We start from the raw sequence: 13176 nt of genomic DNA on the forward strand, positions 1-13176 counted from the left end.
AATAAAATGAATAAAAAATACATAAATTCTTTTGGATGAAATCAAAAATTCATGGTTATTAAGGATAATATGTAATTAATTACCTTGAATAAAAAGTAAAAAAATTAATAAAAGTATGGGAGAAAGAACGTAGAACATGTTTTAATAGTAAGAGAAGACAAAATGATTGAAAAGAGCGTGTCGCCTTTATCGAAAATGACGAATAAAGATTTTGGCATGCTGATTTACAGATTATAAAAAGGGTATTAAATCATTGTTAGGAAAATAAATGATAATAGATAAACGGTTTTTATTTCTTCTTCTAGAAAACCTACAACTATTGCAATATTCCCCATGAACAATCGTTATCCGTTCCATTAACGATTAGCGTCCGTGTAGATCATTCATCTCAACATAAAAACACTATAACTATGTGTAGACATGCATAAAACAGAATGGGCAATAGTTCGTACTATACTTTAACATTGTATCCTAGGGGGAGTCAGGATGAACAAAATTAACTTAATTATTGCCGATGATAACGAAGATTCGGTTGAAATTTTAGATTATTTTATAGAACAGCTTCCGGAATTTGAAGTTATTAGCATCTGCAAAGACGGAGAGCAGCTTGTACAAGAAGTGATGGCTAAGAGTCCAGACCTTTTGCTTGTAGATATTAATATGCCTACGATCAACGGTGTAGATGCAATAAAGAAGTGTCTGCGCATTAAGCCGAATTTAAAGTTCATTTTTATCACCGGTTATGATGAATTTGCTGTGAAGGCATTTGAGTTGTCAGCACTGGATTACATTGTAAAACCGATTGAAAAAACAAGGCTTTATATGGCGTTAGAGCGGGCAAAAAACTCCATTGGAATTGATAAAAATCAGTCAAAAAAGCCAAGTGATCAATTGAAGAGACTGCCTGTAAAATTTAATGGATCTACTTATTACATTCCAATTGATCAAATTATTTTTATCGAAAAATCCGGAAAAAAATGCTTAATCTATACTCAATCACGTGTCTATGAGACGTATGAAAATATTAGTGATATCTATATGTATTTGAATCCTTCGGTATTTAGTCAAACACATCGGTCTTATATCGTAAATTTACAGAAAGTTTCGCACATCACACCAAAAAACGAAACATATCTTGTTTATTTCTTAGAAATTGATGAATATGCTCATATTTCAAAATTAAAAATCCAAGACGTTCAAAAACAGCTGCATCAGTTAATGACGAATTAAGAGATGCTGCTGCTTCTAAAATAGTCATGTTGATGGAAGGACGAAGCTTATGTAAGTTTCGTCTATTTTATGTGTCTGCTTTGGGAATAAATGATATTAATATAGTTCTTATGAAGAGAGTTAGATAGAAGAAGTAACGTTGAATTGAAAGGAAAGAAAATGATTTCAATTACTGGTCACTATAATGAATTTACCGTATTTCTTGCTGTCATTGTAGGGATTCTTGCCTCTTATACAGCACTTGATATTATGAGCAAAATGATGAAAAAACAGCGGAACAATTATTTGTGGCTTACACTGTCAGCGGCTTCAATGGGGATTGGAGTGGGGGCGATGCATTATATTGCTATGCTTGCTTATTATGTTCCTGTGAGCTTTCATTTTGATGTTGTACTTTCTGTCCTTGCTTTAATAATAGCGATTAGCGGATCACTAGGTGCGTTTTGGACATTCTGGAAATGGCGCACGTCGGTATGGTCAGGGCTTATTTTGGGAAGCAGTATTCTGGGTACACATTATATGGCAATGGCAGCAATCGAAACAGAAGCGCATATTCACTATGCATTGCTATCTGTTTTGCTTTCAATCATCGTTGCCCTCTTCGTTGCATTTTATGCTATGCATTTGTTTTTTCGATCGAAAAGCGTGAAAGCTAATCCGTTTCTTAAACTTGTTAGCTCTATTTTGCTAGGTATTGGCATTTCAGTTATGCATTTCATCAGTATGTATGGAATGAAACTGCATATTGAACACTCAGTTGTCAGAAAATGGGGCCAGTGGCTGCCGTATCAAGCTCCTTTTTCCAATATTATTGCAAGTGTCACCATTACGCTACTCATTGTCTTCCTACTCGTTGCTGCTTTTAAGCGCCAGGAAGAAGTGAGGGACAGTCAATTAAAAGAAGAGTATTATCAATCTCTTTTTAACTACAATCCTAACATTGTGTGTGCGGTTGATTTGTACGGCAATATTCAAACGATTAATCCAAAAGGAACAGAACTCACAGGATATACGTTGAATCAAATGGAAAAGATTCCATTTCCTTATATGTTCAGAGAAGCTGACAGGGCCGAAGAATATATGTGGAAATCCCTGAGCGGAGATTCTGTTTATTATGAGGCAACGCTAATTCGTAAAGATAATCAGCCTGTATACGTTGAAGTAACGCAAATGCCCATTATTGTTCATGATCAAATTAAAGGCAGTTACGTCATCGCCAAAGATGTGACAGATCGAAAAATGGCTCAACAGCAGCTTATGGATTTACAAAAAGATTTAAAACGTACGCTTTCACAGCAAGATGGCGCTATTTTTAAATTTGTGAAAAGTAGTAACGGATATATTCATACGATGTGTGAAGGTACCTTGATTAGTCAAATGGGATATGAGGAAATGGACGTGGTCGGCAAAACACTTGATGAATTTTTACCTGAATCCCACGCAAAAGAAAATAAGAGGTACTATGATAAAGCATGGGCGGGAGAGAAAGTGTCGTATGAAGTACTTTTGAACGATTTTGCTTACTATACGAAGTTAACACCTCATATTTACAAAGGAGAAGTAAAAGAAGTCATTGGTTCTATAGTAGATATTACAGATCTTCACGAAGCACGAGAAAAACTGGCTAAAAGTGAAAGCATGTATCGCTCCGTTCTTTCTACGATGTCAGAAGGTGTTGTGTTTCATGATCTTGAAGGAAACTTAATTGCTGCTAATGCGTACGCTGCTAAAATCTTACAAGTGCCCTATGATGAGATGTTATTAGTTAATCCCTTTGGTTTAGACTGGGAAATTATTCATCCTGACGGTACACCTTTTGCACTGGAAGACATTCCATCTGTCCGATGTCTTCATGCAAAAGAGCCTGTACGAAATACAGTCATGGGCATTTATTTAAATGAGAAAAAGTTGACTTGGCTTTCGGTGAATGCTGAACCTCTTCAAGAAAGCAAATATTATAAAGGCGTAGTTGTCACATTTTATGATATTACAAAACAGCAGGAACAAGAACAAGATTTGCTTCATTCCAATCAGCAAATGATTATAGCAAAAGAAGAAGCCGAAAAGGCAAATCAAGCCAAGTCTGAATTTTTATCAAAAGTAAGCCATGAACTTCGTACGCCTTTAAACAGTATTTTAGGTTATGCACAGATATTGGAAGAGCAAGGGGAAAAAGATTTAACAGAAAAACAATTGAATCGTATACGAAAAATTTTAAAAGCAGGTAATCATCTTCTTTATTTGATAAATGAAACGCTTGATTTATCGAAAATTGAATCAGGTCACTTGGCGATTAATCTTGAACCGGTGTCGGTAAAAGAGGCGATTGAAGACGCACTTAAAATTATGAAACCATTAGCAAAAGATAAGCATAGTATATTTTATACACGCTTTCACGCATCACAGGAAGTCTTTGTTGAAGTAGATGAACTTCGGTTTCAGCAGATCTTATTAAATCTGCTTACCAATGCCATTAAATATTCGCCTGCTTACCGCGATATAACTATCTATACCGACATCAATCAACATCACGTAACCATATTGATTGAAGATAGGGGCTTTGGAATTCCAGCTTCAGAATTAAATCGGATTTTTGAACCTTTCTACCGTGTAAATAGACTAGAAAAAGAGGGAACAGGGATTGGGTTGGCGCTTGTAAAGCAGCTTGTTGTATTAATGAATGGAACGTGCGGAGTGCGAAGTGAAGAAGGAAAAGGCAGTACATTTTGGGTTCGTTTTCCCTTGGTGCATTCACCTGTTCCTGAACGCTTACCAAATGAAGGGGAAGCCGAGTCATTTTTAGGTTTTTCCATGCCGATCTCCATTGTATATATTGAGGATAACGATACAAATATTGAGCTTATGCAATCGATTCTTTCTCCATACAAGAAGGTTAAGCTCTTAGTTGCCAAGACAGGAGAAAACGGCATCCAGCTGATCAGGTCCATTTCACCGGATATGATCTTAATTGATATTGATTTACCTGATATGAATGGTTTTGAGGTATGCAAACAGCTTCAGCTGGAAAAAGAGTTGAAGCATATTCCACGCATCGCCCTGAGTGCAAGCGCGATGCAAAGCGATATTGATCAAGCTTTTTTAGTCGGCTTTAGTGAATACGTAACAAAGCCTATTCATATTTCAACGTTTTTGAATGTATTAAAACGCTTAACAAAAGCTTAACAAAAGTTTAGAAGGCATTTAATTGACTTATTAGTCGACCTTTTGTAAAATAAAAACAACTTAATACATTTACTTCTTACGGAGTAAAGGGGAGTAGCGTCAGGGAAACCTGAAACAAAGTCGTCATTACATGGAATATTCCATCGGCTTTGTTGGCATAATGATTATGCTTAGCAAGACCTTTGCCATATTTGGCAAAGGTCTTTTTGTGTTTTATTCCGGTAATGAGGATAAATAAACTTATACAAAGAAACGAGAGGGGATTTTTATGGATGCATCGCTTTTGTTAGAGTATGGATGGGTATTGCTAGTGCTGGTTGCATTAGAAGGGATTTTGGCGGCGGATAATGCTCTTGTGATGGCCATTATGGTCAAACATTTACCGGAAGAAAAACGCAAGAAGGCATTATTTTACGGATTAGCCGGTGCCTTTATTTTTAGATTTGGTTCATTGTTCTTAATTTCATTTTTAGTAGACGTATGGCAGCTTCAAGCCATAGGAGCCATTTACTTATTGTTCATTTCCATTAATCATATCGTGAAGCGATATGTGAAAAAAGACGATCGCGAAAAAGTGAAAGAAGCAGATAAGAAAAAGGGCTCAAGTTTCTGGATGACGGTTTTAAAAGTAGAAATAGCGGACATTGCTTTTGCCGTTGATTCAATTTTGGCCGCTGTGGCTCTTGCTGTTACATTGCCAACAACAAATCTTCCTCAAATTGGCGGACTCGATGGCGGACAATTCTTGGTGATCTTTGCCGGAGGAATTATAGGATTAATTATTATGCGTTTTGCTGCAACTTGGTTCGTCAAGCTATTAAATACGCGCCCAGGCCTAGAAACGGCTGCTTTTGCTATCGTAGGCTGGGTAGGGGTTAAGTTAGCGGTCTACACCCTTGCTCATCCAGAGTTAGGTATTATTAATGAACACTTCCCTGAATCAAAAGTGTGGAAAATTACGTTTTGGATTGTGTTACTTGCCATAGCAGCTTCAGGCTGGTTTCTATCTAAAAATAAAGAACAAACTGATCTTGAAGGATCAGAGAAAGAAAAAGAATCGTTAAAAAAAATTGAAAATCAATAATACAAAAAAACGCGCCTTCAATGCGAACTGAAAGCGCGTTTTTTATATTAAGACAAAATACCTAGTTTAGATCGTTTAGAGAAAGGGTAAAAGAACTAACTGCTGTTTAATTACTGTATATCCGAATGTTTTGCTTTTTCGTTCATATTCTGTAGAGAACAGAAAGTAGCGGTGAGTAATTCAGTTCAATGAAGTTTATTTCAGTTCATAAACATATATTTCAAATGTATGTTAATTGGTAAAAATGAGCTATTATGGGTTATAATAAAGGGAAATTAAAAGGAGCAGAACGCTTCTCAACCCTGCTCGTCATCAAAAGAATAAATATTAACATGGTATAAAGCAACTGAGTATAGTAAAAGAGGTGAAGCCAATGCTCACAAAAGTTCAAATGCCTCCATCGCTTGAGACGCTTGTACTGACGATTCAGCAAGGGGATAAACAATTACATAATGAAATGATTCAACAATATAAACCGTTTATTGCTAAAGTTGTTTCGGCTGTATGTAAACGTTATATAAGTGAAGCTGACGATGAATTTAGCATTGGTCTGATTGCGTTTAATGAAGCTATTGAAAATTACACAATCCAAAAAGGACGATCCCTTCTTGCATTTGCGGAACTTATTATCAAAAGAAGAGTAATCGACTATATTCGAAAAGAAAAGCGAAATCAAACGCTGCTCTATAACCGAATTGAAAATGAAGGTTTTATTCAAGGTAAGGTAGAAAGGGATATATCGCTCTCTAACTATAAAAGGCAAAGTGAAACTTCACATATTCAAGAGGAAATGACTTATTTTTGTCAGACGCTAAAATTGTTTAAATTAACTCTTGAAGACATTATTAACACGTCTCCTAAACATAAAGATGCAAGGGGAAATGCAGTGGAAGTTGCATCTTTTATCGTCAATGAAAAAGAATTAAAAGATAAGCTGTTTTTAAAGCGGCAGCTTCCTATTCGCTTGATTGAAAAACATGTCAAAGTAAGCCGAAAAACAATTGAAAGAAACCGTAAATACATCATCGCGATGGTTATTATATTAGCGGGGGATTACGTGTATTTAAAAGACTATATTATGTAAGAAAAAAGGCACACGCAGGTGCCTTTTTTTAGCCATGTTATGAAATTGTGTTTTATTTTTGTGTGCTGCCGCTTAAGTGAGCTTGAGCTTGTTGCACTAAGCGTTTTGTGATTTCTCCGCCTACTGAACCGTTGCTGCGTGCAGCAGTGTCAGAACCTAGAGTTACCCCAAATTCTTGAGCGATTTCATATTTATATTGATCTAAAAATTGTTCTACTCCTGGTGTTAATAGTTTATTTGTTCTAGCCATGATTAGTCATCTCCTTTTTTAGTTGTACAGCAGTTCACTGCTGTACCTGTATTATTTGTTGTTTACCATTTTGCATACTGGTAATGGTTTGCAAGAAAGTATAAAAAAGCCCAGCTTTCAAAGAAGCTGGGCTTTTTTATATATTATTTTACAACTGCATATTGCTCAAGAGACTGAGCAAATGACTTTTGAAGAGATTTCACTTGTTCTACGTATGCATCAGATACGTGTTGGAATTCTTGACGCGTTTTCTTTTGCTCTTCTACTAATTGTGTTACTACTTGATGATATTGTTCTTGAGCTTGCTTTACTAGAGAGTAGCTTGATTTGCTTTGGTTAAGAGAAAGCTCTTGTAATTTGTTTAATGCTTCATGCGTGCGGTTTGTCCATTCTTCATAAGAATCGGCAACAGCGTTACCAGCTGTTTTGCGTAAGTTTTCAACTGTTTTTTGTTGAAGATCTTCTAATTCAGCTTTCCATTGTTTGTCTGTTGCTTGAAGTTGTTCAACTGCTTTTGTTACAAATTCTTGCTGTTGCTCAAGTGCTTTTAACGTCCATTGCTCAATTTGTTTGTTTCCGTCTGCAATGTTTTGTAACCCCTTTGTCCATTGTTCCCACATTGCATCAATTACTGTATCATACTTTACTGTTGACATAATCAAATTCCTCCTTGAATAATTTGGTCTGGCGAACAGTTATCGTAATGAACAAAACGTTAAAGAAGAAATTCGTAGTTGTGTAATAGACCTAACATTCCGCGCTCGCTGATTGACCGTGAAATTTAACATTATATTAGGAAACGCAGATGTACTGCGTGAATCCCTTTAATCGTTTTCTTCCTCTTTTGATTCTTTTGACTTTTTAGAAGAAGAAGAGCTAAAAGGGAACAACATGTCGGTATACATGTGAAAAAATGAATCTAACATGTTTTGATACTGTTCAAGTGAATTAGCCCACATGCTTAAATATTGTTCACCGGCATCTGTTAATGAATAAATCCGGCGTGCAGGTCCTTCAGCTGATGTATCCCATTGCGATGTAATCAAGTTGTCTTTTTCAAGCTGTCTCAGTGTGCGGTAGACATTTCCTTGATCAACTGATGTGAATCCAAAGCTCATTAGTTGCTGAATGAGCTTGTAACCATGTAGATTCCACCCTCTTAAACTTAAAAGAAGAAAAGGAACCATCAAGTTTTTTGGTGCACCGCTAATCGATTTTTCTAAGTTGTTTGAATTAGAGGTGTTATCTTTTTCACTTGATCCCAAGGTAATCACCCCTTCGAAAAAAGAGAATTTATTTTCTATATGTGTAATTTACACCTAGATGAAAAAATTGTCAACACTTTAAAACATGTCTTTCAAATACAGGAAAAAAGAACGATTTTTTAGATTTCGACAAAAAGCGTCAAAAAAATTCAAAAATAAACAAAGATTTAGAATTGTTTATTTTGGAAAACGAATTTATAATAGTACATGTAGGTAATTTTTATAACATTTATAATTTGTTGGTAAGTGAATTGTGAAAAGATTTACATTATCCAATAAATAAACGCAAAATTGGTTGCGTTTACTTAGAGCTTCTAATATGTCGCTTGTCACATTAAGTGTCCATATTGAAAGCCATCACTTTTAACGTACACAAGAAAGGAGATGGAGTTTTGGAACAGCAAAAAGTATTTGATCCGTTTCAAGCATGGAAAGACGTATATGACAAAACCGAATCTTACTGGGGTAAAGTTATTGGGGACAATATGAATCGTGAAGAATTTTCCCAGCTCATGGGAAATGTGCTAAATATGAACCTTCAATATCAACAAGCAGTAAATGAAGTAACGGGGCGCTATCTGCACCAAGTAAATGTACCAACAAAAGAAGATGTAGCAAACGTTGCGTCATTAGTCATCAATGTGGAAGAAAAAGTAGAATTGTTAGAAGAGCAATTTGATGACCGCTTTGATGAATTAGAAGCAAAGCAAGAAAATGCATCTGTTTTGAAAAAAGAAGTAACTAAGCTGAAATCTGATGTCAAATCGTTAGACAAAAAACTCGACAAAGTTTTGTCTCTTCTTGAAGGGCAACAAAAAACACAAGACGAGTTAAAAGACACTATTCAAAAGCAAATTAAAACTCAAGGTGAGCAGCTTCAAGCTCAGCTATTAGAAAAACAAGAGAAATTAGCAAAAGAAAATGCAGCTGAAAAGCCAAAGGCAGAAGCGCAAACTGGAGCAAAATCATCAAATGCTCAAAAAACAGAGCAGCCGGCTCGCAAGTAAGGTATAGGGGATTTTATAACAACATTAACTGCTGTATTTACAGTAAAAATCATCGCTGAAGAAGCAAGGGGGAAATTTTTCATGACAACATTACAAGGTAAAGTAGCAATCGTAACAGGCGGATCTAAAGGTATCGGGGCAGCAATTACACGTGAGCTTGCTTCTAATGGAGTAAAAGTAGCAGTAAACTATAACAGCAGTAAGGAATCTGCAGAAGCAATCGTAAAAGAAATTAAAGACAACGGCGGAGAAGCTATTGCGGTTCAAGCTGACGTGTCTTATGTAGATCAAGCAAAACACCTAATCGAAGAAACAAAAGCTGCGTTTGGTCAATTAGACATTCTAGTAAACAATGCTGGAATTACACGCGACCGTTCATTCAAGAAGTTAGGTGAAGAAGATTGGAAAAAAGTAATTGATGTAAACTTACATAGCGTATACAACACAACATCAGCTGCGCTAACGCATCTTTTAGAATCTGAAGGTGGTCGTGTTATCAATATTTCATCAATTATTGGTCAGGCGGGCGGATTTGGTCAAACAAACTACTCAGCTGCTAAAGCAGGTATGCTAGGATTCACAAAATCATTAGCTCTTGAACTAGCTAAGACAGGCGTAACGGTTAATGCAATTTGCCCAGGATTTATTGAAACGGAAATGGTGATGGCAATTCCTGAAGATGTTCGTGCAAAAATTGTTGCGAAAATTCCAACTCGTCGCTTAGGCCACGCTGAAGAAATTGCACGTGGAGTTGTTTACTTAGCAAAAGACGGCGCGTACATTACGGGACAACAGTTAAACATTAACGGCGGCTTATACATGTAATAGATGCTGGCCCTGACTTTTGTCGGGGCTGTGCTTGTTAACTAACTACTAATGGAATGAAAGGGTGTGTATATTCGTGGCAATTCCTTACGTGCAAGAGTGGGAAAAATTAATCAAATCAATGCCAAGTGAATATAAAAGTTCTGCAAGACGTTTTAAGCGTGCATATGAAATTATGACAACAGAAGCGGATCCGGAAGTTGGATTAACACCAAAAGAGGTTATTTGGAAAAAGAATAAAGCGAAATTATATCGCTATACGCCAGTAAAAGATAACCTGCATAAAACACCAATCTTACTCGTATATGCACTGATCAATAAACCGTATATTTTAGATTTAACACCTGGAAACAGCCTTGTTGAATACTTATTAAACCGCGGTTTTGATGTGTATTTGCTTGACTGGGGAACTCCTGGGCTTGAAGATAGCAATATGAAGCTAGATGATTATATTGTGGATTATATTCCAAAAGCGGCAAAAAAGGTGCTACGCACTTCTAAATCTCCTGATTTGTCTGTTCTTGGTTACTGCATGGGCGGAACCATGACATCTATTTTTGCTGCATTAAATGAAGACTTGCCGATTAAAAACTTAATTTTTATGACAAGTCCATTTGATTTTTCGGATACAGGTTTATACGGAGCATTTCTAGACGATCGCTACTTTAATTTAGATAAAGCAGTAGATACATTCGGAAACATCCCTCCAGAGATGATTGACTTTGGAAACAAGATGTTAAAGCCAATCACGAATTTTTACGGTCCGTATGTAACGTTGGTGGACCGTTCGGAAAATCAGCGTTTTGTTGAAAGCTGGAAGCTAATGCAAAAGTGGGTTGCTGACGGAATCCCATTTGCTGGTGAAGCTTATCGTCAGTGGATTCGTGACTTCTATCAACAAAACAAATTAATCAATGGTGAACTTGAAGTTCGCGGACGCAAAGTAGATTTAAAAAATATTAAAGCTAATATTTTAAACATTGCTGCTAGCCGTGATCATATTGCGATGCCGCATCAAGTGGCAGCTTTAATGGACGCTGTTTCAAGTGAAGATAAAGAGTATAAATTGTTGCAAACAGGTCACGTATCTGTTGTATTTGGTCCAAAAGCAGTGAAGGAAACATATCCTTCAATCGGCGATTGGCTAGAAAAACGTTCTAAATAAAATAAAGACTTCTTCTCTTATTGAGGAGAAGTCTTTTTGTGTAAACAGGCAATATTGAGTGAGGGTTCTTTATGCGGGCTGCTGGGATTTATGATATCTAATGACAAGTGAGGTGACTTCTTTTATACTAGTGTAGTCACCTTCTTGAACATGGGATTTTTTACATGGATATTGCTATCCGTGTAACAATGAGTATGCTTTGGGAAGAAAGAAGAAAACTATTAGTATTATAACGAAAAAGGAATGTCAGATTATGCCGCAACCATGGAAACGACGAGTAAGGCAGATGTCTTCAGCTCAAATTATTGTTACATTTTACATAGTGGCTGTTACGCTTGGATTTCTATTACTTAGTATTCCAGAAGCTTTAAAGCCGGGAGTGAAGTTAGCATTTATTGATCGCTTATTTATTGCCGTTAGTGCGGTAAGTGTAACAGGGCTGACACCTGTCTCTACTCCGGATACATTTAGTACGACGGGATATTTTTTGCTCGCTTTTATCTTTCAAATCGGTGGTATTGGTGTGATGACACTCAGTACATTCATTTGGATGATTTTGGGTAAAAAAATCGGTTTAAAGGAACGTCAGCTCATTATGACAGACCATAACCAATCCCGTTTATCAGGATTAGTTGACTTGATGAGAAATATTTTATTTATTATTTTTGCCATTGAACTAGTTGGTGCCATTATTTTAGGATTACATTTTCTCCGTTATTATTCGAGCTGGACAGATGCGTTTCTGCATGGTTTTTTTGCTTCTGTCAGCGCTACAACAAACGCTGGCTTCGATATTACAGGATCTTCATTTATCCCGTATGCCCATGATTATTTTGTACAAGTGGTAACCGTTATTTTAATTACGCTTGGAGCGATTGGATTCCCTGTATTAATTGAAATTAAGCACTATTTTTTAACATTTAAAGATAAGCGTAAATTTCAATTTTCGCTATTTACGAAACTAACGACAATTATGTTTTTTCTGTTGTTAGCAGGGGGAACACTCTTGATTCTTGTGCTGGAGCATTCAGGATTTTTAGCAGATAAGTCTTGGCATGAATCGTTCTTTTATGCGTTTTTCCAATCCGCTGCCACAAGGAGCGGAGGAGTGGCGACCATGAATATTAATGAGTTTTCACTTCCTACGTTAATTATGATGAGCGCGATGATGTTTATCGGTGCTTCACCGAGCTCAGTAGGGGGAGGAATTCGTACGACGACGTTTGCATTAAATATTCTTTTCCTGTTTTATTACGTAAGAGGAAATAAGACGATTAAAATCTTTCGCCGCGAAATTCATGAAGATGACATTATTAAATCAGTAGCTGTATCGATGTTAGCTGTAATCATTTGCTCGATTTCTCTTCTTATTTTAAGTATTACAGAACATTTTTCTCTCATTGAGCTTATTTTTGAAGTGTGTTCAGCTTTTGGGACAACAGGTTTATCAATGGGAATTACAGGAGGGCTTTCTGATATCGGTAAATGCGTTATTATGATTTTAATGTTCATTGGCCGAATTGGCATGTTTTCATTTATCTTAATGCTTCGCCGTCCAACATCTGGACCCGATTATCACTATCCGAAAGAACGTATTATTATTGGGTAAAAGACTTCCTTCAAGGGAGTCTTTTTTTTACAGCTTTTTCTGCTTATATTGCTTCTCAGAAGGCGCATTCTAAGAAAAGGAAGTTCAATGAGCTTCCAAGCATAGGAGGGATACATGATGGCAAAGCGTAAAGTAGGGTATAAATCAGCACTGACTAACAATAACACACCAAAAGAGAGCCTTTCGGATGCAGAATTTGCTGCTGAATATGCTGGCGGTGAGGAGCCGGCTAAAGGCGCGAATCGCAATTCTAAAAAAGGGAAGCAAGGTAAGTAACGATGAGCAAACATAAACAACAAAATAAGCACATCGCAAGCACCGAAGCAAAACAAAAACAGTTATTGCAAGAAGAGTTCGGAGCGGAAATGGGCGATCCGAACGCAGCTAAAATATATGAATCCCTAGGAAAGACAAAGTCTGATAAAGAGCATAACAAGAAAAAAGAATGTTAAAGAAAAAAACCTCGGATATCCG

General features: G+C 36.6%; 13 protein-coding genes and 1 riboswitch. Of the genes, 10 read left to right on the forward strand and 3 right to left on the reverse strand.

The genetic code is table 11. The features are described from left to right. Window positions 1-486: 486 nt before the first annotated feature. From M3225_RS15495 to sigI, 4 genes are all read left to right on the forward strand, one after another. Window positions 487-1230, forward strand: a complete 744-nt coding sequence (locus tag M3225_RS15495; RefSeq protein ID WP_251395162.1) for a LytR/AlgR family response regulator transcription factor — start codon at window positions 487-489, stop codon at window positions 1228-1230. Between the two features lie 159 nt (window positions 1231-1389). Next, on the forward strand, window positions 1390-4413 hold the full coding sequence (locus tag M3225_RS15500; RefSeq protein ID WP_251395164.1) for a PAS domain S-box protein: 3024 nt from the start codon (window positions 1390-1392) through the stop codon (window positions 4411-4413). Window positions 4414-4489: 76 nt separating this feature from the next. Next, window positions 4490-4585, forward strand: a riboswitch (yybP-ykoY riboswitch). Window positions 4586-4681: 96 nt separating this feature from the next. Then, complete coding sequence (locus M3225_RS15505; RefSeq protein ID WP_251395166.1) at window positions 4682-5497, forward strand: TerC family protein; 816 nt, start codon at window positions 4682-4684, stop codon at window positions 5495-5497. A 373-nt stretch (window positions 5498-5870) separates the two neighbouring features. Beyond that, a complete protein-coding gene (sigI, locus tag M3225_RS15510; RefSeq protein ID WP_251395168.1) occupies window positions 5871-6581 on the forward strand; it encodes an RNA polymerase sigma factor SigI in 711 nt (236 codons plus the stop codon). A 52-nt stretch (window positions 6582-6633) separates the two neighbouring features. Here the strand turns inward: sigI and M3225_RS15515 are convergent, their stop codons facing one another. The 3 genes from M3225_RS15515 to phaQ all read right to left on the reverse strand — a co-directional run bounded on the left by M3225_RS15515 (window position 6634) and on the right by phaQ (window position 8096). Continuing rightward, on the reverse strand, window positions 6634-6831 hold the full coding sequence (locus tag M3225_RS15515; RefSeq protein ID WP_013055933.1) for an alpha/beta-type small acid-soluble spore protein: 198 nt from the start codon (window positions 6829-6831) through the stop codon (window positions 6634-6636). 143 nt (window positions 6832-6974) lie between these two features. Continuing rightward, window positions 6975-7487 (reverse strand): polyhydroxyalkanoic acid inclusion protein PhaP, encoded by a 513-nt coding sequence (gene phaP / locus M3225_RS15520; RefSeq protein WP_014461097.1) that lies wholly within the window; start codon window positions 7485-7487, stop codon window positions 6975-6977. A gap of 168 nt (window positions 7488-7655) precedes the next feature. Then, entirely contained in the window at window positions 7656-8096 is a 441-nt protein-coding gene (gene phaQ, locus M3225_RS15525) for a poly-beta-hydroxybutyrate-responsive repressor (protein WP_013055935.1), read from the reverse strand. A 392-nt stretch (window positions 8097-8488) separates the two neighbouring features. Here phaQ and phaR point away from each other — a divergent pair, with 392 nt between their 5' ends. From phaR to M3225_RS15555, 6 genes are all read left to right on the forward strand, one after another. Next, window positions 8489-9103 (forward strand): polyhydroxyalkanoic acid synthase subunit PhaR, encoded by a 615-nt coding sequence (gene phaR / locus M3225_RS15530; protein WP_251395170.1) that lies wholly within the window; start codon window positions 8489-8491, stop codon window positions 9101-9103. 81 nt (window positions 9104-9184) lie between these two features. Then, the gene (locus tag M3225_RS15535; RefSeq protein ID WP_013055938.1) at window positions 9185-9928 is read left to right on the forward strand and encodes an acetoacetyl-CoA reductase; all 744 of its coding nucleotides are present in this window, start codon (window positions 9185-9187) and stop codon (window positions 9926-9928) included. 76 nt (window positions 9929-10004) lie between these two features. Then, window positions 10005-11093 (forward strand): class III poly(R)-hydroxyalkanoic acid synthase subunit PhaC, encoded by a 1089-nt coding sequence (locus M3225_RS15540; protein WP_308215744.1) that lies wholly within the window; start codon window positions 10005-10007, stop codon window positions 11091-11093. A gap of 229 nt (window positions 11094-11322) precedes the next feature. Then, window positions 11323-12702, forward strand: a complete 1380-nt coding sequence (locus M3225_RS15545) for a TrkH family potassium uptake protein (protein WP_308215755.1) — start codon at window positions 11323-11325, stop codon at window positions 12700-12702. 117 nt (window positions 12703-12819) lie between these two features. Beyond that, a complete protein-coding gene (locus M3225_RS15550; protein WP_025749458.1) occupies window positions 12820-12978 on the forward strand; it encodes a hypothetical protein in 159 nt (52 codons plus the stop codon). A 2-nt stretch (window positions 12979-12980) separates the two neighbouring features. Next, window positions 12981-13154: a hypothetical protein gene (locus M3225_RS15555; RefSeq protein WP_251395174.1), complete on the forward strand. Its 174-nt coding sequence runs from the start codon at window positions 12981-12983 to the stop codon at window positions 13152-13154. Window positions 13155-13176 lie beyond the last annotated feature (22 nt).

It is taken from the genome of Priestia aryabhattai (assembly GCF_023715685.1).
Classification (GTDB): Bacteria; Bacillota; Bacilli; order Bacillales; family Bacillaceae_H; genus Priestia; species Priestia aryabhattai_B.